The 22,228-nt window shown below is 73.7% G+C and carries 15 protein-coding genes; 3 read left to right on the top strand and 12 right to left on the bottom strand.

Going from position 1 to position 22,228, the window contains the following annotated elements; all coding sequences use genetic code 11:
• Positions 1 to 52: 52 nt before the first annotated feature.
• The gene (locus Saso_RS14990; RefSeq protein ID WP_189918409.1) at positions 53 to 892 is read right to left on the bottom strand and encodes an ABC transporter ATP-binding protein; all 840 of its coding nucleotides are present in this window, start codon (positions 890 to 892) and stop codon (positions 53 to 55) included.
• Complete coding sequence (locus tag Saso_RS14985) at positions 885 to 1,799, bottom strand: ABC transporter permease (RefSeq protein WP_189918407.1); 915 nt, start codon at positions 1,797 to 1,799, stop codon at positions 885 to 887. The genes Saso_RS14990 and Saso_RS14985 overlap by 8 nt, the downstream gene beginning before the upstream one ends.
• Before the next feature lie 171 nt (positions 1,800 to 1,970).
• On the opposite strand from Saso_RS14985, the gene Saso_RS14980 reads away from it, so the two are divergent.
• Complete coding sequence (locus Saso_RS14980; protein WP_189918406.1) at positions 1,971 to 2,618, top strand: TetR/AcrR family transcriptional regulator; 648 nt, start codon at positions 1,971 to 1,973, stop codon at positions 2,616 to 2,618.
• A 5-nt stretch (positions 2,619 to 2,623) separates the two neighbouring features.
• The gene (locus tag Saso_RS14975; RefSeq protein WP_189918404.1) at positions 2,624 to 3,268 is read left to right on the top strand and encodes a response regulator transcription factor; all 645 of its coding nucleotides are present in this window, start codon (positions 2,624 to 2,626) and stop codon (positions 3,266 to 3,268) included.
• Between the two features lie 20 nt (positions 3,269 to 3,288).
• Here Saso_RS14975 and Saso_RS14970 read toward each other — a convergent pair whose 3' ends face one another.
• On the bottom strand, positions 3,289 to 3,786 hold the full coding sequence (locus tag Saso_RS14970) for a MarR family winged helix-turn-helix transcriptional regulator (protein ID WP_189918402.1): 498 nt from the start codon (positions 3,784 to 3,786) through the stop codon (positions 3,289 to 3,291).
• A 143-nt stretch (positions 3,787 to 3,929) separates the two neighbouring features.
• On the opposite strand from Saso_RS14970, the gene Saso_RS14965 reads away from it, so the two are divergent.
• Positions 3,930 to 4,343 carry an organic hydroperoxide resistance protein gene (locus Saso_RS14965; RefSeq protein WP_020132372.1) on the top strand — a complete coding sequence of 138 codons (414 nt, stop codon included), beginning with the start codon at positions 3,930 to 3,932 and terminating at the stop codon, positions 4,341 to 4,343.
• Here Saso_RS14965 and Saso_RS14960 read toward each other — a convergent pair.
• The 9 genes from Saso_RS14960 to Saso_RS14920 all read right to left on the bottom strand — a co-directional run bounded on the left by Saso_RS14960 (position 4,333) and on the right by Saso_RS14920 (position 21,986).
• Positions 4,333 to 5,976, bottom strand: a complete 1,644-nt coding sequence (locus Saso_RS14960; RefSeq protein ID WP_229901047.1) for a hypothetical protein — start codon at positions 5,974 to 5,976, stop codon at positions 4,333 to 4,335. The genes Saso_RS14965 and Saso_RS14960 overlap by 11 nt on opposite strands.
• Positions 5,977 to 6,081: 105 nt before the next feature.
• Entirely contained in the window at positions 6,082 to 7,371 is a 1,290-nt protein-coding gene (locus Saso_RS14955) for a hypothetical protein (RefSeq protein WP_372442440.1), read from the bottom strand.
• Positions 7,368 to 9,599 (bottom strand): bifunctional glycosyltransferase/CDP-glycerol:glycerophosphate glycerophosphotransferase, encoded by a 2,232-nt coding sequence (locus Saso_RS14950; RefSeq protein ID WP_189918400.1) that lies wholly within the window; start codon positions 9,597 to 9,599, stop codon positions 7,368 to 7,370. Before Saso_RS14950 ends, Saso_RS14955 begins: the two co-directional genes overlap by 4 nt.
• Before the next feature lie 8 nt (positions 9,600 to 9,607).
• Entirely contained in the window at positions 9,608 to 11,812 is a 2,205-nt protein-coding gene (locus tag Saso_RS14945; protein WP_189918399.1) for a bifunctional glycosyltransferase/CDP-glycerol:glycerophosphate glycerophosphotransferase, read from the bottom strand.
• Positions 11,813 to 12,025: 213 nt separating this feature from the next.
• A complete protein-coding gene (locus Saso_RS14940; RefSeq protein ID WP_189918398.1) occupies positions 12,026 to 14,302 on the bottom strand; it encodes a bifunctional glycosyltransferase/CDP-glycerol:glycerophosphate glycerophosphotransferase in 2,277 nt (758 codons plus the stop codon).
• Positions 14,303 to 14,479: 177 nt separating this feature from the next.
• Positions 14,480 to 15,307, bottom strand: a complete 828-nt coding sequence (locus tag Saso_RS14935) for a carbohydrate ABC transporter permease (protein ID WP_229901087.1) — start codon at positions 15,305 to 15,307, stop codon at positions 14,480 to 14,482.
• Between the two features lie 20 nt (positions 15,308 to 15,327).
• Entirely contained in the window at positions 15,328 to 16,671 is a 1,344-nt protein-coding gene (locus Saso_RS14930) for a carbohydrate ABC transporter permease (RefSeq protein WP_189918396.1), read from the bottom strand.
• 7 nt (positions 16,672 to 16,678) lie between these two features.
• Positions 16,679 to 18,064: an ABC transporter substrate-binding protein gene (locus tag Saso_RS14925; RefSeq protein ID WP_189918395.1), complete on the bottom strand. Its 1,386-nt coding sequence runs from the start codon at positions 18,062 to 18,064 to the stop codon at positions 16,679 to 16,681.
• Positions 18,065 to 18,284: 220 nt separating this feature from the next.
• Positions 18,285 to 21,986, bottom strand: coding sequence for an FHA domain-containing protein (locus Saso_RS14920; RefSeq protein ID WP_189918583.1), 3,702 nt, complete (start codon positions 21,984 to 21,986; stop codon positions 18,285 to 18,287).
• Positions 21,987 to 22,228 lie beyond the last annotated feature (242 nt).

The raw sequence follows: 22,228 nt of genomic DNA, 5'->3' as shown, positions 1-22,228 counted from the left end.
GTGGCCGGGCTGTCGCTCCGGCGTTCCGTCCCGCGTCCCGCCGGATGTCCCGTCAGGCGGGCTTCGGCTTGGCCTTCTTCTTGTCGCCGGTGAACGCCTCGTAGGCCTCCAGGACCTCTTCGGTCGGGCCGTCCATGCGCAGTTCGCCGCGTTCCAGCCACAGCACCCGGTCGCAGGTGTCGCGGATCGCGGCGTTGCTGTGGCTGACCAGGAAGACCGTGCCTGCGTGGGCCCGCATCTCCTGGATGCGCTCCGCCGAACGCGCCTGGAACCGCGCGTCGCCGGTCGACAGCGCCTCGTCGATGAGCAGCACGTCGTGGTCCTTGGCGGCGGCGATGGAGAAGCGCAGCCGGGAGCCCATACCGGAGGAGTAGGTGCGCATCGGCAGGGAGATGAAGTCGCCCTTCTCGTTGATGCCCGAGAAGTCGACGATCTCCTGGTAGCGCTCCTTGATCTGCTCGCGGGTCATACCCATGGCGAGGCCGCCGAGGTAGACGTTGCGCTCGCCGGTCAGGTCGCCCATCAGGGCCGCGTTGACGCCGAGGAGGGAGGGCTGTCCATCGGTGTAGATCTTGCCGTTCTCCACCGGCTGGAGGCCCGCGATGCCCTTGAGCAGGGTCGACTTGCCGGAGCCGTTGGTGCCGATGAGGCCGATCGCCTCGCCCTTGTACGCCACGAAGCTGACGTTTTTGACGGCGTGCACCGTGCGCATGCCGGCGGCCTTCTGGGCCTGCCTGGGGCGCAGGATGCGGTTGAGGGCGGCGGTGGCGCTGCCCCGGCCGCTGCCGGTGCCGTTGATCCGGTAGACGATGTCGACGCCGTCCGCGATGACGGTGGGGGCCCGTTCGTCGACGGGCTCGGTGAGCGCGGTGCGCGTTGCGTTGTCAGCCACGGCCGTACGTCTCCTCAGCCTTCCAGAAGTAGATGAACCCGCCGACGCCGGCGAGCAGCGCCCAGCCGGTCGCGACCAGCCACACGTGGGGCGGCAGCTGGCTGGCGTGGAAGCTGTCGATCAGCGCGAAGCGCATGAGGTCGATGTACACGGCGGCGGGGTTGGCCCGCAGCAGGTCGGCGACCCAGGTCGGCATGCCGTGGTGCTTGTCGATCAGGTTGTCGATGCTCCACATCACACCCGAGATGTACATCCAGGTGCGCAGGATGAACGGCATCAGCTGTGAGATGTCCGGCGTGTTGGCGCCGAGCCGGGCCAGGATCATCGAGACGCCCGCGTTGAAGACGAACTGGAGCGTCAGGGCGGGGAGGACCAGCACCCAGGACAGCGCCGGCGGCACGCCCACGGCGAACAGGATGATCAGCAGGGCGGCCATCGAGAACAGCAGCTGCTGGAGCTGCTGGAGGCAGAAGGAGATCGGCAGTGCGGCGCGGGGGAAGTGCAGGGCCCGCACCAGGCCGATGCTGCCGCCGATGGCCCGGGTGCCCGCCATGATCGAGCTCTGCGTGAACGTCCAGACGAACACGCCCGTGACCAGGAACGGGATGAAGTCCGCCACACCCTTCTTGGTCTCCAGCAGGACACCGAAGATGAAGTAGTAGACCGCCGCGTTCAGCAGCGGGGTCATCACCTGCCAGACCTGGCCCAGCTTCGCCTGGCTGTACTGGGCGGTCAGCTTGGCCGTGGCGAACGCGGTGATGAAGTGGCGGCGTGCCCAGAGCTGACGGATGTACTCCGGCAGGGACGGGCGGGCGCCGCTGACCGTCAGGCCGTGACGGGCGGCCAGGGCCGCGAGGTCGCCGTGGGGGGCGGCCTGGGTCGGCGGTGTGTGGAGAACCTGACTCACATCCGCTGCTTTCGCTCGGGGGAAGGGTGCTGGCGGCGGCGTTCCGCGACTGTCCGACGGTTTCCTTACGCTTTTCTTTACTTCTTCTTACGTCGGGACGGGACCGTATCGTCGCAACGTGAGAGTAGGCCGATCTGACGTCGGAACGCAACCGTTTCGTCGTAACGGCCTATGCTGGTCGGCATGACGACGAACGCGACGAACGCCGACGGGTCCCAGGTGCGGCCGCGCCGCCGGGCCCCCGCGGGCGCGGCCGTGCTGCGCGAGGATGTGACGGAAGCCATCCGGGGCGCCGTCTTCGCGGAGCTCGCGACCGTCGGCTACGCCCGGATGTCCATCGAGGGCATCGCCCGTCGCGCGGGCGTCGGCAAGACCGCCGTCTACCGGCGCTGGCGCTCGAAGCTGCACCTCGTCCTCGACATCGTCTCGGCGATCGCCGTGCAGGGGCTGCCCGCCCCGGAGACGGGGAGCCTGGAGGGCGATCTGCGCATGCTCTACGAGGTGACCTCCCGGGCGCTGCGGCACCCGGTGGCCTCGCAGATCATTCCCGACCTCCAGGCCGAGGCGGCCCGCAACCCCGAGATCGCCGACGCGCTCCAGAAGGCGCTGAAGGAGGGGCAGGAGGAGGTCGCCCTGAAGATCGTCGCGGCGGCGGCCGGGCGCGGCGAGATCCGCGAAGGCCTCGACGGGGAGCTGGCGCTGGACCTCATCTCGGGTCCGCTCTACTGGCGTTCGGTGGTGATCCGCAACCCCGGGCTGCCCAAGGGCTACCTGGGGTCGCTCGCCCGGGCGACGGCCGCGGCGATCAAGGCGCTGTAGCCGCGGTGAGGGTCGTGATGGCGGAGGACAACGCCCTGCTCAGGGAGGGTCTGGTCCTGCTGCTGACCTCGGCGGGGCACGAGGTGGTGGCCGTCGCCGGGTCGGGACCCGAGATCCTCCCCGCGCTGCTGCGCCACCGGCCGGACGTGGCGGTGCTCGACGTGCGGATGCCGCCGGGTTTCCGGGACGAGGGCCTGCGGGCCGCCCTGGAGGCCCGCAGGGAGATCCCCGGCCTGCCGGTGCTGGTGCTGTCGCAGTACGTCGAGGAGTCCTACGCCGCCGAGCTGCTCGGCGGGGGCGCGGGCGGGGTCGGGTACCTGCTCAAGGACCGCGTGGGCCGGGTGGACGAGTTCCTCGACGCGCTGGAGCGGGTCGCCTCCGGCGGTACGGCCCTCGACCCCGAGGTGGTCACCGCACTGATGGGCCGGCGCCGCGGCTCACCGCTCGGCTCGCTGACCCCGCGCGAGCGTGAGGTGCTGGAGCTCATGGCCGAGGGTCACGACAACGCCGCCATCGCCGCCACCCTCGTCGTCACGGAACGGTCCGTGAGCAAGCACATCGGCAACGTCTTCCTGAAGCTCGGCCTCCCGGTGGGCGACAGCGGCCACCGGCGCGTCCTGGCGGTCCTCGCGTACCTGGACAACGCCTGAGCCGGCCGGCTCACGGGTTCCTACGCGTGCTCCGGCTCCTCCTCCAGGATCGCCGCGTCGAGCGCCAGGGTGAGCTGGTCGAGGTGTTCGCGCAGCTCGCGGATCTCGTCCAGGCCGAAGCCGGTCGCCGACGCGATCCGGCGCGGCACCCGCAGCGCCTGCCGGCGCAGGGCGGAGCCCTCCTCGGTGAGCCGGATCTCCACCGAGCGCTCGTCGCGGGCGCTGCGTTCCCTGGTCACCAGGCCCGCCGCCTCGAGCCGCTTGAGCAGCGGGGAGAGGGTGCCGGAGTCGAGGCGGAGGTGTTCGCCCAGCTTCTTGACGGGCAGTTCGCCGTGCTCCCACAGGACGAGGAGCACCAGGTACTGGGGGTAGGTCAGCCCGAGTTCCTTGAGGATCACGCGGTAGACGCCGTTGAAGGCGCGTGAGGCGGCGTGCAGGGAGAAGCAGATCTGGCGGTCCAGGCGGAGCCAGTCCTCCTCGGCGTTCTCCGGTGCGGGAGAGGTGGACGTCGGGGTCATGCCTCCAGGGTAGCCCCAGCGGACCATTTAGTTGTGCACAACTGAATTGTGTGCTCTACTTCTCTGCGTGAGGCGGTCCGGACGCGAACGGCGCGAGGGCCGGCCACCCCCCGACACAGACCTCCGAGAGGGATGGTTCATCCATGGACGCGCTCTACACCGCAGTCGCCACCGCCACCCACGGCCGTGACGGTCGCGCCGTCTCCTCCGACGGCCGGATCGACCTCCAGCTGGCCCCGCCGGTGGAGCTGGGCGGCAACGGGCAGGGCACCAACCCGGAGCAGCTGTTCGCCGCCGGCTACGCGGCCTGCTTCGGCAGCGCCCTCGGCCTCGTCGGCCGTCAGGCGAAGGTCGACGTCACCGACGCCGCCGTCACCGCCGAGGTCGGCATAGGCAAGCAGGGCGAGGGCTTCGGCCTGAAGGTGACGCTGCGCGTCGAGCTGCCCGAGGGCCTGGACGAGGCGACCGGCCGCAAGCTCGTCGAGACCGCCCACCAGGTCTGCCCCTACTCCAACGCCACCCGCGGCAACATCGAGGTCGACCTCGTCATCGAGTAGCGGCGACGGCGCCCGGCGGCCGCGGCCCCGGAGCACCCGGGGCGCGCGCGGCGGCCGGGGCGGCCGGGGCGCTCCGATGGTCGCCGACCCGCGCCAGCACCTCCCCCGTCCGCCTGCTCCACGCCACCACCACGGCCTCCTCGGGCACCGGGTGCCAGCGCGTCAGCAGCAGCCAACGGACGCCGTAGCGGCGGACGATCACCGCGCGCCCGGCGCGGGTCGAACCGGGGGAGAGGTAGGCGCGGACGTCGGCGAGCCGCCGCAACCGCTCCCGTTCGTCCAGGGCCGCGTCCGGCCAGGCCGGCGCGGCCAGGTTCGGCCCGTACCCGGCGAGCGAGTGGATCGCGTAGTACCCGTCGGTCACCACCACCTCGCCGGGCCCGATGTACCGCGCGGCCCAGTCGTAGGCGGGCCAGCGCGGCGGCTGCGCGAAGCCGACCGGATCCAGTGAGCGCGGCACCACCGCCCCCGCCTGCACGGTGAGGAAGCCGACACAGGCGCCCCCCGCCGCCAGCACCCCCAGCACCCGCCGCCCCGTCCGCCACGGCCGGGGCGCCGCCAGTTCCACGGCCAGGGCGAACTGGAACGGCACCAGGGCGAGCCCGAGGATGCGCCCGTAGGTGTAGTGACCGGCGGCGAAGCCGAAGGCCACCACCAGGCAGTCCAGGACGCACATCAGCACCAGGGGGTCCCGCGCCGAGCGCCGCGACCGCGCCCACAGCGCCGGCGCCCCCAGCAGCGCCAGCCAGAAGTGCCCGGGCATCCCGTCGTACAGCCGACGGTGCATCGCGTCGACGCTGCGGTCCCCGGCCAGCGCGAACACGTCGTAGTACGGCCAGGACCCGGCCACCAGCAGCGCCGCGGCCACCGCCACCGCCCACCGCACGGCCACCGCCGCCCCCCGGCCCCGCCGCCCGCCCAGGACGAAGGCCGCGCCCCCGGTCACCGCCGCGACCGCCGTGATCGGATGCACCAGCAGGATCAGCCCGTACAGCGCGCCCAGCACCGCGTAACCGGTGTGACCGCGCAGCCCGCTCGGGCCCACGAACCGCACCCGGCGCGCGTCACGCGTGCGCGTGCCCGTCAGCGCCCACGCCCAGAAGGTGAGCCCGATGGCGAAGGTGGACGGATAGCCGAGGTTACCGGTCAGCGACATCAGCCCCGGATAGCCGCTCCACCAGGCCCGCTCGGTGCCCCACAGCAGGGTCATCGCCGCCAGCCCGAGCACCGGCGCCCACGGCCTCGGCGTCAGCGCGCGCGTGAAGCGGCCGACGCCGGTCAGCAGCACCAGCAGGTTCACCGGACCCGCGACCCGCAGCACCTCCCAGCCCGTCAGCCCGCTCACCCGGGCGAACGCGCCCTGCGCGACCGTGTACGGCGAGTAGTACGGGCTGCCCGCGCCCGGCAGGTCGGCCATCGGGTGCCGGGGATGCAGCAGACGGTCCTTCAGGCGCTCCACGACCGCCGCGTGCAGCCCGGCGTCGCAGCACTGCGGCACCCGCCAGTACGCCAGCGACATCACCAGCCAGAACAGCAGGCCGAAGACCTGGTACGGCGTCGGCCGCCACACCCGTCCGCCACGCAGCGCCGTCGCACCGCGCGCGGGCCGCCGGACCAGGACGCCGGTGCTCAACGGAGCGCGCCGCATCGGACCGCGCCGCGGGGGAAGGAGTCGCCGAGCCGGGCAAAGAGGGCCATTCGTCCTGTCTTCCCGCCTGCGTCAACACTTGCGCCGGACTCACCTCATCGAGTGAGCCCGATCGGCGCCCTCCTGGGCCGGCACCGACACCGTCCCCCGCAGCACGGGTTCGAGCAGCAGCGGCACCCCCAGCACCGGCAGCAGCCAGGCCAGCACGATCAGCCGGTCGCCCCAGATGCCGATGTCCGGGTGCGCGGCCTGGGTGAGGAACCCGGTGCACGCGGCGCCGAGCAGGAAGACCCCGAAAGCCCGCCGCCGTCCCCGCACCACCCCGAGGGCCCCCGCCGCCAGCGCGGCCACGAACAGCGGCTCCCACGCCTGCCGGCGCAGCCACTCCACCCAGAAGTTCACCTCCAGGGTGCGCAGATGCGCCCACGCGTGCGGGCGGTCGGGCCGCGCGAAGTGACGGGTCAGCAGATCCTGGAGACTCTCCGACTCGGCCGGATAGTGCAGCAGCCTCGCCAGCACCACCGTGCCCAGCGCCCCGCAGCAGCCGACGACCGCGACCGTGACCGCCCCGCGCCCCGGCGGACGCCCGCGCCGCCGGCGCCGTACCGCGACCAGCGCGCCCGCGCCCGCCAGACACAGCCCGAGGAAGAGCGCCTGCGAGTGCTTGACGGCGAACAGCGCGGCCAGCGAACCGCCGACCAGCCAGGCCGCCGCCCGCACCGACCCCTCCAGCGCCAGCGCGCACCCCCACAGCGCCGTCAGCGTCAGCGCCAGCAGCAGGCCCTCGGTCATCGGACGCACGGCGGTCGCACCGCACGGCAGCACGTAGTACAGGGCCTGTCCGGCCGCGCAGACGTGGACCGGGGAGCGCAGCGTGCGCAGGATCAGGAACACCAGCACCCCGCCCGCCACCGCCCCCACGACACCCGCCAGCCACACGCCCCAGGTGACGCCGAACACGGTGACGAACGGCAGCAGGAACACCGGATAGCCCGGACGCGCCTCGAAGATCCGCATGAAGCGCTCCGGCATGAACGGCACGGTGTGCCCGCCCGCCGGCCCCGCCCGCAGCCGCGCCCCGACGTCACGCCACTGGCGCTCGCGGCACGCGGCGGCGACCCGGCGGCCGGGGTCCGGAGCCTCGAAACGCAGCACGTCCACGCGCTGCCGGCGGTCCGCCACCGAGGCCTCGCCCGCGCAGACGTAATCGATGGTGAGGGCCGCCGCCTCCCGCTTGCCGTCCCCGCGCAGGGAGAGCGCGTACGACAGGTAGTTCTTGCTGTCGGGGGTGTCCCGGCCGGTCACGTTCGCGAGCTGGAGCAGCGCGAACACGGCGGCCAGGACCAGCACCCAGGTGCGCGGCCCCGGGCGGGACCTCACGTCGACGTGAGCAGATCGCGGCTCACGGCCTGACCGGGCACCCGCGCGACGGCGCCGCCCGGGAGGAACTCCTCGCCCAGCAGCAGCCGCCGTACCACCCGCTCGGCGGCCCGCCCGTCCTCGTAGGCGCAGAACCGCTCCCGGAAGCCCGCCCGCAGCCGGGCCGACTCCCCGTCGCGCCAGCGGCCGGAGACCAGCAGGCGGCTCAGCTCGCCGTAGGTGCGCGAGACATGGCCCGGGGCGTCGGCGGTGATGTCGAAGTAGGCGCCCCGGCTCGCCCGGTACGCGGCCCAGTCGTCGGCGTGCACGACGATCGGCCGGTCCAGGTTGGCGTAGTCGAACATCAGGGCCGAGTAGTCGGTGACCAGGACGTCCGAGGCGAGCATGACGTCCTCGACGCGCGGCTCGTCCGTCGCGTCCACCAGCACCCCGCGCCGGTGCAGTTCCGTCAGCCCGAGGCCGCGCGCCGGACCGGCCGCCAGCGACGGGTGCAGCCGCACGACGAGGGTGTGACCCTCGCCGAGATCGGCGGCCAGCCGCGCCAGGTCGACCCGCTCGGCGTGTCCGCCGCGCACGTACTCGCGGCGGGTCGGCGCGTACAGCACGACCGTGTGAGCGGCCGGGACGCCGAGCCGTGCGCGGACCGCGGCGGCCGCCCGCACGCCGGCCGCCCCGCCCGCGTTCACCAGCACGTCGTTGCGCGGGCTCCCGCTGCGCACCGAGGTGAAGTGGCACGGGTAGGCCCGCTCCCACACCAGTTCCGCGTGCTGGTTGGCGACCAGGCTGTAGTCCCAGCGGTCGGCGCGGCGCAGCATCTGCGGCACGTCCACGCCGTGCCGGGCGCCGGGCCGCCGCAGCAGGTCGGCCGCCATGTACTTCAGCGGGGTGCCGAGGTGGGTGTGGACGTGGACGCTGCCCGGCCGTTTGACCAGGGAGCCGGGCCAGTTCACGTTGTTGACGAAGAACCCGGCCCGCGCGCAGAGGCGCCGGTAGGCGGGGGAGTCGAGCAGGACGTGCTCCACGTCCCGCGGCAGCCGGGCGGCCGTCTCCTCGTCGCGCACGACCCACACTCCCCGCAGGTGCGGAGCGATCTCGCGCGCCTTGGCGTAGACGGCCCCCGGGTCGCCGAGCACACCCCGATGCGAGAACGCCGAGTACAGGACCAACTCCGGGTCCAGGGGGCGGAGCCCGTGCAGGGCGGTCAGACCCCGGCGCGCCCGTCCCGCCGCCGCGCCGCGCACCTGTCCGCCGCGCCGGGCGAGCTCGCGGCCCGCCTGCCCGGCCCGGCGCTTCGCCCGGTAGGCGGTGTACCCGCCCTCCAGGACCTTCAGCGCGGCGGGCACCGGTTCGCCGGCGGGCTTGTGGCGCGCGAACAGCTCGGCCGTCCGGCGGAAGAACTCGCCCTTGTCGCACGGCGGCAGCCGGTCGGGCTTGGCCAGGATGTCGAGACAGTGCTCGCCCATCTTGCGGTGCAGGTAGGGCCGCCAGCCGGCGAGGGCGGGGCGGGAGTCGACAAAGGCGAAGACCCGCTCGTACTGGTCGTGGATGTCGAAGTGCTTGCGGCTGGTGGTGGACAGGATGTTGCCCTGCCGGCGCTGGCGGTAGTCGAGGCAGATCCGGTCCAGCGTGACGATCCGCTCGGCGCTGAGCATGACCGGGAACGTCCAGGGTGTGTCCTCGTAGTAGCCCGGCGGGAACGAGAAGCCGTTGCTCTCGACGAAGTCGCGTCGGTAGACCTTGTTCCACACCACCATCAGCAGGTCGAGGATCTCGGGGTGCGCCGCCGCGGTGAACGCGCCGTCGCCCGCCTCGGCGAGGACGTGCGCGAGGGCGTTGCGACGGGTGCCGCCCCACCAGTAGGTGCGCGCGTAGTCGAAGACCAGCACGTCCGGGTCGCCGGTCTCGTCGAGGCGGTCGGCCATCGCGCGCAGCGCGCCCGGGGTGAGAGTGTCGTCGCTGTCGAGGAAGAACAGGTAGTCGCCGCCCGCGAGGGGCATGCCCGCGTTGCGGGCCCGGCCGAGACCTGCGTTCTCGGGCAGGTGCAGGACCCGGACGCGGTCGTCACGGGCCGCGTACTCGTCGAGGATCGCGCCGCAGCCGTCGGGCGAGCGGTCGTCGACGGCGATCACCTCGATGTCCCGGTACGACTGCTCCAGGACCGAGTCGAGACACTCGCGCAGGAAGCCCTGCACCTTGAAACACGGGACGATGATGCTGAAGCGGGGCACTGCGGCGGTCAGCTCCTTACGAGGGTGGCGGCGGCGGGGGCGGGAACGCGCTCGGCGAGCGGCCGCACGGGCGCGATCGACTCCGGGGGTTCGCCGAGCAGCACCCGGCGCACCACCCGCTCGGCGGCCCGGCCGTCGTCGAACTGGCAGAAACGGGACCGGAAGGCGGCCCGCAGGGCGGCGGCACCTGCGTCCGCGTACGAGCCGTCGCGGAACACGCGCGCCAGTTCCTCCGGCGTGCGGGCGACCGGTCCCGGCGGGGCCGCGGGGAGGTCGAAGTAGACGCCCCGGGTCTCCCGGTAGACGTCCCAGTCGTCGGCGTACACGACGATCGGACGGTCCAGGTTGGCGTAGTCGAACATGATCGACGAGTAGTCGGTGACCAGCACGTCGGCGGCCAGACAGACCTCCTCGGAGGAGCGGTGCCCGGTCACGTCGATGACACGGCCGGTGCCGCGGCCGGCGCCCCCGTCGTAGAAGTAGTGCGCCCGCAGCAGCACGACGACGTTCTCGCCGGCCGCCTCGCAGAAGGCCTCCAGGTCCAGTCCCGGCTCGAAGCCGGTGCGGTGGTCGCGGTGGGTGGGCGCGTACAGGACGGCCGTGCTGCCCTCCGGCACGCCGAGTTCGCGCCGCAGACGGATCACGTCGGCCGCGGTCGCCGTGTGGAGGACGTCGTTGCGCGGATAGCCGTACTCCAGCTGCTCGTACGAGCCGGGGAAGGCGCGCTCCCACATCTGCGTGGAGTGGGTGTTGGAGGAGAGGTTGTAGTCCCAGCGGTCCACCCGGCCGAGCAGCTTGGTGAAGGACCCGGTCGCGGCGGCCACGACCGGGTACGTGGACTGGTCGACGCCCATCTTCTTCAGCGGGGTGCCGTGCTGCGTCTGCACGTGCACGCTGCCCTCCCGCTTGACGACGCCCTCCGCGAAGTTGGCGTTGTTGACCAGGTACGTGGCGCGGGCCAGGACCTGCCAGGCGCGGCGGCTGCCGATGACGGCGTGGTCGACGCCCTCCGGCATCGTGTGCGCCTGGTCGGCCTCGACGAGGAACACCGAGCGGATGTGCGGGGCGAGTTCGGCGGCCTTGGCGTGGATGGCGGCCGGGTTGCACGCGTAGCCCCGCCCCCAGTAGGCGCAGAAGACGGCCAGGTCGGGGTCGAGGGGGCGGCGCAGCTGGCGCCGGTAGTACCAGCGGGTGCGCAGTCCACGGGGGCGCGGCACCCGCCGGGCGGCGGCGCAGGCCTTCCGGTTGGCGCCGCCCAGCAGGCGGAACGCCGTGTACGCGCCGGTCGCCAGCAGCCGGTGCTGCACCCCCAGGCTGCCACCCGGCCCGCGGTACCCGGCGGGGCGGTGACGCCGGTAGAGCCGGCCGGCGCGGCGGAAGAAGGCCCGGCGGCGGCGCCCGGTCAGCCGGGCCGGGTGCGCGGCGGTCTTGAGGACGGCCGCGAAGAGCTGCTCGAAGAGCGGACCCGACCGGTCCGCCGGGAGCCCCTGTCCGGCGGCGCGGGTGAGCACGTCCTCGACCCGGTCCAGGAGGTCGAGATGGTGGTCGCCCGGCAGGTTCGGCCGGCTGCCCTGGCGGCGCAGCAGGTGTCGTACGACGACCGAGCGCAGCACCGCGACCCGCTCGGCGTGCACGGTGACCAGGCCGCCGAAGCCGACGTCCGTGAAGTGGCCGTCGGGGAAGACGAGCCGGTGGGCGCCGACGAAGGAGCGCCGGTAGGCCGTGCCCCAGGCGGGCAGCAGCACGCCGGTGACGTCCGGGGCCCGGGCGGGGCCGAAGGCGTCCTTCGGCGCCTTCGCCAGCAGCGGGGCGGCGGGGTTGGCGGGTTCGCCCTCCCACCAGGGGGTGCGCTCGTGCTCGGCGTAGAGGACGTCGACGTCGCCGGTCTCGGCCAGCCGACCGTCCAGGGCCGCCAGGGCGCCCGGGGCGAGGACGTCGTCGCCGTCGAGGAACAGCAGGTAGTCGCCGGTCGCCGCCCGCATGCCGGTGTTGCGGGCCCCGCTCAGCCCGGCGGACGGCGGCGAGTGCACGGGGGTGACCCGGGGGTCCCGGCGCGCGTACCCGGCGGCGAGGACCGCGGCCGGGGTGCCCGGCGCGTCGCCGACGGGGATCAGCTCGAGGTCACCGAAGGACTGGGCCAGGACGGAGTCCAGCGCCAGGGACAGCCGGCCCGCGACCCCATGGGACGGGACGATGATGCTGAAGCGGGGCATTCTGCTCTTTCTCTGTCGGTGCGGTGCGGTGCGGTGCGGTGCGGTGCGGGGCTGGGCTGGGTGGGGTGGTCGGGGCGGCCGGTGGTGGTCGGTGGCGGCCGGTTCAGGCCGTGCGGCCGGGGCGTCCGGCCGGCCGCCAGGTGGACGGCCGGGTCGGGGTGGGCCGCGACGAGCCGGAGGGCATGACGACTCCCTGGGCGTGGGGGGCGGGGTTCAGCGCCGGTCGGTGACGGGCAGGACCGGGCCGGCGGGCGGGGGCACGTGGTCGAGCGCGGGGCGCCCCGCGGGCATCGCCGCCGAGGCGGCGGCCGACGGCACCGGGCGGCGCTCGGCGAGCGGCACGACCGGCGGCAGCCGCGTCTCGCCCAGCACCACCCGGCGTACGACGCGCTCGGCGGCGCGGCCGTCGTCGTGCGGGCAGAACCGCTCACGGAACGCAGCCCGCAACCGGTTCGAGCGGGAATCGCGCCAGTGGCCGCTCGTGAAGATGTCGACCAGCTCGTCCTCGCTGCCCGCGACCGCGCCCGGCGGGGAGGCCCGCAGGTCGAAGTAGGTGCCCCGGGCCGCGTCGTAGGCCTCCCAGTCCTCGGCGTGGATGACGATGGGGCGGTCCAGTCCCGCGTAGTCGAACATGAGCGACGAATAGTCGGTGACCAGGGCGTCCGAGGCCAGGCAGAGGGACTCCACGCTCGGATGGCCGGTGACGTCGATGACGCCGGGCACCTGCCGCACCAGCGGCGCCTGCTGCCAGTAGTGGGCGCGGGCCAGGATCACGTAGCGCGGCCCCAGGCGGCGCAGCACGCGCTCCAGGTCGAGCGGGGAGCGCTGTACACGGCGGTAGTCGCGGTGCGTGGGCGCGTACAGGAGGGCGACCGTGTCGCGGGGGATGCCGAGCGACTCGCGCAGCCGGGCCACGTCCTGCGGCGTCGCCCGCTGGAAGACGTCGTTGCGGGGGAAGCCGTACTCGAGCGTCTCGTAGCTCCCCGGGTAGACGCGCTCCCAGGTGAGGGTGGTGTGGCGGTTGGCCGACAGGAGGTAGTCCCATTTGTCGACGCCCTTCAGCAGCTCGGCGAAGTCCGTGCCGCGGGCGGCCGCCGGACGCTCCTGGAGGTCGAGGCCCATGTGCTTGAGGGGGGTGCCGTGCTGGGTCTGCACGAAGACCTGCCCGGGGCGCTTGACCAGCCGCCGGTCGAAGTTGACGTTGTTCACCAGGTACTTGGAGCGGGCCAGCGCCGTCCAGTACGCGGCCGTCCCGGGGCGCACGTGCCGCGGACCCGGCGGGACGGCCGGACGGTGCTCGGGGTGCGCGATCCACGCGGTGCGCACATGCGGCGCGAAGGTGCGGAACGCGGCTTCCAGCGCCCCCGGGTTGCAGCTGTGCCCGCGGCCCCAGTAGGCGGCGAACACGGCCCGGTCGGCACGCAGCGGCAGCCGCAGCTGGACGCGGTAGTGGGCCTGGAGGACGGCCGCCCGCAGCGCGCGGGTGAGTTTGGAGACGGCCTTGTGGGTCCGCCGCCGCACGGTCATGGACGCCTGGAGCACCCGGTAGGTGCGGTGCACGCCGAAGTGGACCAGGGTGTGCCGCAGCCGGGAACGCAACGGCACCGCGGCGCCCGGGGTGCGGTATCGGCGGTAGTGCGCACGGGCCTTGCGCAGGAACTCGGCGCGCGACCCGCGCGGGAGCCGGTCGCGCTTGGTGAAGACCGTCGAGAGGTGGTCGACCATGCGGCGGAACAGCACCGGCCGCCACCGGTCGAGTTCGGGCCGCTGGTCGACGAAAGCGAAGACCCGGTCGTACTGGTCGAAGACGTCGAAGTGCCCCCGGCTCGTGGTGGACAGGATGTTGCCCCGGCGGCGCTGGCGGTAGTGCACGCAGACCCGGTCCAGCGTCGCGAGCGTGCGCGCCGCCATCAGGGCCGGGTACGTCCACGGCGTGTCCTCGTAGTAGCCGGGCGGGAACGTCAGGCCCACGGACCGGACGAACTCCCGCCGGTAGGCCTTGTTCCAGGCCACCATCAGGACCCTGAGCAGCTCCGGGCGGTCCTCCAGCCGGAAGGGCGCGGGGCCTTCCTCGGTGAGCAGCTCGGCGAACTTGTTGCGGACCGTGTCGCCCGACCAGTACGTGCTCGCGTAGTCGTAGACCAGGACGTCCGGCTCGCCCGTCTCCCGCACCCGGTCGGCGATCGCGTGCAGCGCGCCCGGGGTGAGCGTGTCGTCGGAGTCCAGGAACAACAGGTAGTCGCCGCTCGCCCGCTCCATGCCCGCGTTGCGGGCCCGCCCGAGGCCGCCGTTCTCCGGCAGGTGCACGGCGTGCACGCGCGCGTCGAGGGCCGCGTACTCGTCGATGATGTCGCCGCAGGCGTCCGGCGACCGGTCGTCGACGACGATCAGCTCCAGGTCGGTGAACGACTGGGACAGCACCGATTCGAGGCACTCGTGCAGGTACGCCTGAACCTTGTACGCGGGGACGATGACACTGAACCTGGGCAAGGGACATCCATCCATGGGTCGGCGCGGGTGGAATACGCGGAATACATCGCCTTGCCCGGGAACGGCCGATGGAGTGAATCGGTTACGTTTCGTACGGCATACGGGGGAATTGCGGGTGAACGGAAAGGGGCGGGCCGGTGATCCGGTCCGCCCCTGCGGTAAAGGGCCGCCCGAGCGCTACTTGACCGCGCCCGCCATCACGCCGGACACGAACTGCCGCTGGAACGCGAAGAACACGGCCAGCGGGATCACCATCGAGATGAACGCGCCGGGCGCCAGCACGTCGATGTTGTTCCCGAACTGCCGCACCTGCGTCTGGAGCGCCACCGTGATCGGCTGGCTGTCGGCGTTGGTGAACACCAGCGCGACCAGCATGTCGTTCCACACCCACAGGAACTGGAAGATGCCCAGGGACGCGATCGCGGGCCCGCCCAGCGGCATCACGACCCGTGCGAACAGGCGCAGTTCACCCGCCCCGTCGAGACGGGCCGCCTCCAGCAGTTCGCGGGGGATCTCCGCGAAGAAGTTCCGCAGCAGGAACACCGCGAAGGGCAGACCGAACCCGACGTGGAACAGGATCACCCCCAGGATGTTCCCGAACAGACCGATCTTGCCGAAGAGTTCGGCGATCGGGATGAGCGCCACCTGCACCGGCACCACCAGGAGCCCCACCACGCCCAGGAACCACCAGTCCCGGCCGGGGAACTCCATCCACGCGAACGCGTAGCCCGCGAGGGCGCCGATGACGACGACCAGGATCGTCGCCGGCACCGTGATCAGCACGGTGTTGACGAGGGAGCCGGTGATGTCGCCGTTCTCCAGCAGCTTGCGGTAGCTGTCGAAGGTGAGCTGGGAGGGTTCGCCGAACACCGTCCACCAGCCGCTCGCGCTCATGTCCTCGGGGGCGCGCAGCGACGAGATCAGCAGCCCGATCGTCGGCACCAGCCAGAACAGGCCGACGACGATCAGGAAGGCGCGCACCACCGTGCCGTTGAGCTTGTCCATGACCCATGCGAGCCGTCCGGTCACCGCCGCACCTCCCGCCTGAGCCGACGCACGTTGAACCACATCACCGGGATCACCAGCAGCAGGAGGAACACCGCGATGGCGCTGGCGATGCCGGGCTGGTCCTCGGAGAAGCCCTTGCGGTACAGCTCCAGGGCGAGCACGTTGGCGTCGTCCTGCGAGGAGCCCGGGGCGATGATGAAGACCAGGTCGAAGACCTTCAGCACGTTGATCATCAAGGTGACGGCGACGACCGCGAGGACCGGCGCGAGCAGCGGGACGGTCACCCGGCGGAACACCTGCCACTCGTTCGCGCCGTCCACCCGGGCCGCTTCCAGCAGTTCCCTGGGGATCCCCGCGAGGCCCGCCGCGATGAGCACCATTGCGAAACCCGCCCACATCCAGATGTACGAGCCGATGATGGCCGGAGTGACCAGCGAGGGACCGAGCCAGTCCAGGCCGTTGTACGGCTCCTTGAAGTTGCTCGCGGGCAGCCGCAGCAGGGCGCCGTCGGCCGCGGCGGGGAGCGCGAAGGTGCCGTCGTCGGCCGCCTTCGTCGACGCCACCACCTCGCCGTCCTTCACCGCCTCGATCCTCATCCCGGCGTAGCCCAGTTCGGACGGGTCGGGGGCGCCGAGGGTGCCGACGCCCTTGCCGCGGGTGAAGTCCTGCCAGGCGGTCCCGGTGACCTTGTCCTTCTCGGGCCGCGCCCGCACCGCCTTCGCCGCGCCGCCGGGCATCTGGTCGGGGGCGACGCCCACCAGGGGGAGCGCGACCGGTGCGCCCGTGTGCACGGCCGCCTCGGTGACGAAGCCGCCGTCCTGCGCCCTGAGCGGCGAGTCACGGCCCGGGTGGGCCTTCGGGAACGCCGACGACTCGGCGAACGTGTCGTGGACGCCCACCCACACCGCGTTGGCGACGCCCTTGTCGGGGTCCTGGTCGTAGACGAGCCGGAAGATGATGCCGGCGGCGAGCATCGAGATCGCCATCGGCATGAAGACGACCAGCTTGAACGCGGTGCCCCAGCGCACCCGTTCGGTGAGCACCGCGAAGATCAGACCCAGTGCGGTCGCGACCGTCGGCGCGAACACCACCCAGATCACGTTGTTCTTCAGGGCGGTGCGGATGCCGTCGTCCGTGAAGAGGGCCTTGTAGTTGTCGACGCCGGCGAAACCGTCGCCGGACTGGTCGTAGAAGCTGCGGACGACCGAGTACCCGATCGGGTAGACCACGAGCGCGCCGAGCAGCACCAGGGCGGGCAGCAGGAACAGCGCCGCCACGGTCCTGCGGGTGCCGGTCACGCTCTTGCGCGGGCGAACAGGGGCGGGGGCTCCGGGAGCCCCCGCCGCCGCGGGTGTCGCCATCTCCGCGTCAGTTCCCGTACGCCGCTGCCGCGTCCGACTCCAGTTTCGCCTGGGTGCCGGCCACGTCCGTCGGGTTCTTCAGGAAGTCCTGGAGGTCCTTCCACTCGCCCTTGCCGGGGGTGCCGCCGAAGGCCTGCGGGGCCTGGTCGGACATGTCGAAGCGGAAGTCGTCGCCCGCCGCGATCAGCGCCTTGGCGATCGTCCGCTGGACCTCGTTCGGGTACGCGGAGACGTCGACGTTCTTGTTCGGCGAGAGGTAGCCGCCGAGCTTCGCCTGGATCTCCGCCGCCTGCGGCGAGGCGAGGAAGGTGGCCAGCGCCTGCGCGCCCTTGGAGTCCTTCAGGACGACGGCCGCGTCACCGCCGGAGACCACCGAAGCGGTGCCGCCGGCCGGTGGGAACGGGAACACCTTGGCGTCCGTGCCGACCTTCGCCTTGGTGTCCGCGATGTTGACCTGCACGAAGTCGCCCTCGTAGACCATGGCCGCCTTCGGCTGGTCGCCGCCGGTGAAGGTCTGCGTCACCGAGGCGGGGAACTCGGTCTGGAGCGCGCCGCTCGCGCCGCCCGCGACCCAGTCCTTCTTGCCCCAGACCTGGGCGAGCGTGGTCAGGGCCTCCTTCACGGAGGGGTCCGTCCACTTGATCTTGTGCTGGGCCAGCTGGTCGTACTTCTCCGGGCCCGCCTGGGAGAGGTAGACGTTCTCGAACCAGTCGGTGAGGGTCCAGCCGTCGGCACCGCCGATCGAGAACGGCGTGACACCGGAGTCGTACACCGTCTGCGCGGTGTTCAGCAGGTCCTTCCACGTCTTCGGCTCGGAGGCACCCGCGTTCTCGAAGACCTTGGCGTTGTACCAGATCAGCGACTTGTTGGCGGCCTTGTAGTAGACGCCGTACTGCTTGCCGCCCACCTTGCCGATGTCCTGCCAGCCCTGCGCGTAGTTCTTCGCGAGCTCCGCTCGGGCCTCGGCGCCCAGCGGTTTGGCCCAGCCCTTCTCGGCGGCCTGTTTGATGGCGCCGGGCTGCGGCAGCATGGCCACGTCCGGCGGTGAGCCACCCGCGATCTTGGAGCCCAGGAAGTTGATGATCGGGTCCTGCGCGGGCACGAAGGTGATCTTCGCGCCGGTGCGCTTCTCGAACTCGGCGAGGACCTTCTTGAAGTTCGCCTGTTCGGTGCCGGTCCACACGGCGGCCACCTCGAGCGTGGTGCCGTCGAGTTTCGGCAGATCCAGGGTGCTGCCGGAGGCGGCGCCCGTGGGGCTGCCGCTGCTGTCTCCGCCGTCGCTCTTGTCGTCGCCGCCGCACGCGGTGAGCGAGAGCGCCAGGGCTCCCGCCAGGGCCACGGCGGCGCCTCTCACGGTCCTGCGTGTCCGGATGGTGCTGCTCGTCCTGCGCATCACTGCCCCGTTCTTCGTCCTCGTCGACTCGTGAACGTTCGGGCGCTGTCCCGTGGCACTGGTCTACGCCGGGTGCTGTGGCTCGGCAAGGGCGCCTGTGCCGCCGACCGGGGGATCGTGACCGCGTCGTGATCACAGCGCGCGATTTCGCCGCCGGCCCGCCCCTTGCGCGCGGGGGACCGGCCGGGCGGGGGCGGCACCGGGGCGAGAGGGGCGGGGGTCAGCCTGGGGTGGGGGAGCCGCCCGACGGGCTCAGTTGGCGGGCCGCCCGTTCCAGAGCACTGGCCAGGAGCGCCAGGTCCGTCGGACCGTTGCCCAGTTCGCGGACCGGGCGGCGGGTCGGCGGGTCGCCCATCCGGTGCCACTCCAGGGGGACCACCGTGGGGCGCTGCGTCGCCGTGCGCGGGATGCGGCCCGTGACGCGGCCGCCCTGGAACGGGGTGAGACGGCCGTCGGCGCCCTTGAGGCGGCCGCGGCCCGGCGCCGGTTCGTCCGTGCCCGAACCCGGCGGCTCCAGAGTGATCCGAACGGTGGACAGCCGGGCGGGCTCCGACTCCGCCGTGCGGCCGCCGGGGGCCGCCGCCGTCACCAGGTGCACACCGAGCCGCTCCCCCTCGCGGGCCACCGCCTCCAGCGCGCGCATCACCGAGCCCGCGGCCGGCCGGCCCGGGGAGCCGAGCGCGGGGGACACCAGGGCGTCCAGATCGTCGACGACCACCACCAGCCGGGGCAGCGGCGGCGCCACCTCGGCCTGGCGGCGGGCGGCCGCTCCCGGGCGCAGCCGCAGGGTGGCGCTGGACGGGGTCTCTATGTCGGCGGCGCCGCCCGAGCCGCCCCCGGGCGCCTGGGACGGGGTGTGCGCGGTGCGCTGCGGGACGATCCGGCCGGAGACCGTGCGCCGGGTGTGCCACTCGGCGAAGCCGCACCGGCCCAGCAACTCGGACCGCCGCTTCAGCTCGGCGCTCAGCGACTGCGCGAACTCGCGCATCCGGACCGGGTCGTTGGCGGTGAGGTGGGTGGTGACATGCGGTACGTCCGTGCAGATCCCCAGGCCGTCGCCGTGGCCGTCGCCGCCCTTGCCGACGGTGTCACGGCCGTCCAGCAGGACGATGCCCAGCCGGTCCGGCCGCTCGGCGGCGGCCAGCGAGGCCACGACCGCCCGCAGCAGCTCCGTGCGTCCGCTGCCGGCCGGTCCCTCGATCAGGAGGTGGGGGCCCTCGGCTACCAGGTCCACGCCGACCGGGCCGCGCGGACCGGCGCCGAGCACGGCCCAGGCCCGGCCGCCGAGCGCCTCGGCGTCGTCGGCGGCGTCAGCCCAGCGGGCCATCAGCGAGGCGGGGGTGGCCCTGGCCAGCCCCAGCTTGTCCAGCAGGCGGGCCGACTGGGGCAGCGGCGCGGACACGCGCGTGTGCCGCTCGCCGTTCCCGCCCGAGCCCTCGGGGCGCAGCGGCGCCAGGGCCCGCGCGAAGCGTTCCGCCCAGGCCGCGGAGACCGCGTCCACCGCGCCGACCGTGCCCGGGCCGACCGGGCCGGGCCGCTCGGTGGGCGCTCCGGCGGGCGCGACCCGCAGCAGCCGCAGCGCGGTCGCCACGTCCCCGCTGAGCAGGGCGACGGCGCCGCAGGCGCGGAACGTGGGCGCCGCGGCGCAGGCTGCCTCGTACGTCTCCGTCACCGGCGAGGAGGGGGAGGCGGCGGGCGTCTCCGCCAGGCACAGGAGGTGTATCCCGGCGCGCGGCCCGACCTGCGCGAGCCGGGTCACCGCCTCGCGCAGGTCGGCCCCGCCGGGATCGCCGTCCACGACGACCACCGTGCAGGGTCCGGCATAGGCGCCGTCGCCCGTGTCGTCGGCCACGGCCCAGGAGGGGCGGCGGGCGGTGCCGCGGGGCGCGGGTACCGGGAGCCGTCCCGTCGTGTCCGGGACGCCCGCGCCGTCGCAGAGCTGGTCCTCCAGCCGGCGCAGCAGTTCGTCGGTGCGGGCCGTGGCCTGGTCGCGGTCGTAGGCGAGGAGGAGACGGCAGTCCTGGCCGTGCCCCGGACGCAGGTGCGGCAGCCAGCCCAGCCAGGACCACTCGGCGACGCGCTCCTCCTCGGAACGCGCGCGGTCCGTGCTGACGAGGACGATCTCCAGGCTGTCGGGGGAGTGCAGCGCGGCGAGCTGGGCCAGCACCGCGCGTGCCAGCCCGGACAGCCGCGGCCGCGGCCCGGCCAGTCCGAGCGCGCCGACCTCGCGCAGCCCCACCGTCACCGGCACGGCGGGCAGCAGCCCCGAGCCGTCGGGCGCGGGCCGGTCGGCGGTGCCCAGCCGCACGGCGAGCGCCTCGGGGTGCCCCGGGCCGCGTTCCCACAGCCGGGGGCCGGGGCCCAGCGCCGTGAGCAGCAGGGCCGCCGGGTCCGGCCAGGTCTCGGGCGCCGGGGACGCGCCGGCCGGCAGGTACGGCTGCGGGTCGTCCGTCCGCTCGTCGAAGGCGTCGTCGGTGTCGGTGCCCTGGGGGCCACCGCGGCCGCCGGCCAGGCGGCGCGCCCACGCGGACAGGCCGCCGCGCCTGCGGACGCCGGGCGGGACGTCGGTGCCGCGCAGCGGGGTGCCCTTGCGGCGCGTGTCCGCCCGCGGATCGGCCCCGGGGTCCTCGTCGTAGGGCGACGGGGACGGCGCCGGTTGCGTGGGGGCGGGTCCGGAGGCCGGGGAGCCCGCAGAGTGGCCCCGCGCGGCGCGGGCCTCGTCGTGGGCGCACGCCGTGTCGTGCGGGCCGTGCGGGCCGCGCACCTCGTCGTCGTCCGCGCCGGTCCCGGTGAAGGAGCCGAGTCCGCAACGGCCGCCGTGGGTGGCCGGGAACCCGTCCGCCGTCGCCGCTGTGCCGTCGGGGGCGGCCGCCGCGGGCGGGGTCCGGCGCGGCGGGGCCGTCCGGCGGGTCTCGCCGCCGTGCCGGCTCTCGATGTACGGCGCCGTGCCCTGGCCCGGCACGACCGCGGAGGCCTGCGCCGGCTCCCCGGGGGCGCGCGTGTGCCCGTCCGGTGTCCGGGACGAGCCCTGGGGCGAGCCGCTCCAGTCCACCGTGCCGTAGGCGTGGCCGGTCGGTCCCGAGGGCCGTTCCGAGGCGCCCGTGCCGTCGGCCGTCGCACGCGTGGGTGCGGCGCCCGGGGCGGGGTGGCCCACGGACGGGCCGTCCGCCGCCGGGTCCGTGCGTCCCGGTCCGGTGTCCTGCGGGGCCGTGTCCGGACAGGGCACGCGGACGTGTCCCTCTCCGTCCGGCGTGGTCGCCGCCCGGGGGCCGGGACCGCCGGGCGGGGCCAGGCGCAGGGCCGACTCGCCGACGCGCAGCAGGGCGCCCGGCGTCAGACGGACCGGGCGGGCCTGCACCGGGGCGCCGTCCAGGGTGGTGCCGTTGGTGGAGCCCAGGTCGGCGACGGTGAGGCGGCCGTCGGGGGAGAGCGTCACGGCGCAGTGCAGCCGGGAGACGTCCGGGTCGTCGAGCGGCACGTCGGCCTCGGCGGAGCGCCCCACCCGGACCTGACCGCCGTGCAGGAGGTGGACGCCGCCCGCGTCCGGCCCGGCCACCACGTGCAGGCGGGCCGGGGCCTCGTCCACCTCGGGGTGCGGCTCGGGGTCGGCGGGGGCGCCCAGGGACAGCACGGCGCCGTCGACCAGCGGCGGCTCGCCGAGCGTGCAGCGCTGGGTGTCGAGCCGCTCCACGCCCGCGTAGAGCACCACGGCCGCCGCGGACGAGGAGGATGCGGAGCCCTCCCCGGAGACGGCCGCGGCCAGCGCGGACGCCACCGCGGCCAGGGCCGTGCCGGCGGGCGCCGTGACCAGCACGTCGCAGCTCGCGGAACGGGTCCGCGCCGGGGGACTTCCCGCACGGGCGGAGCCCGGCGCGGCCAGGGGCGCGCCCGTCGGGTCTACGACGGTCAGCCGGATCTGCATCGCCGTCAGCGGTCCCTTCTGCACGGGCGCGGACTTCCCCACCCCACACGAGCACAGCGGCCAGTACTTGCAGGCATCCTCGCACCTGTCACTGACAACGCGCCCCACACCCGGGAACAAGTGATCTTGATTGGTCGGCTCTGCCCGCAAAAGTGCCGGACAAGTGCGTCGCCGGCGATCAGTTGAGATCGGTCACGTCCGGCCCCGGCAACCAGGAAGACCGGGCCGCGCGTCCTTCTTTC

This window comes from Streptomyces asoensis (genome assembly GCF_016860545.1).
Taxonomy (GTDB): Bacteria; Actinomycetota; Actinomycetes; order Streptomycetales; family Streptomycetaceae; genus Streptomyces; species Streptomyces asoensis.
The sequence above is the reverse complement of the archived record's forward strand: the minus strand, read 5'-3'. Positions and strand labels throughout refer to the sequence as shown.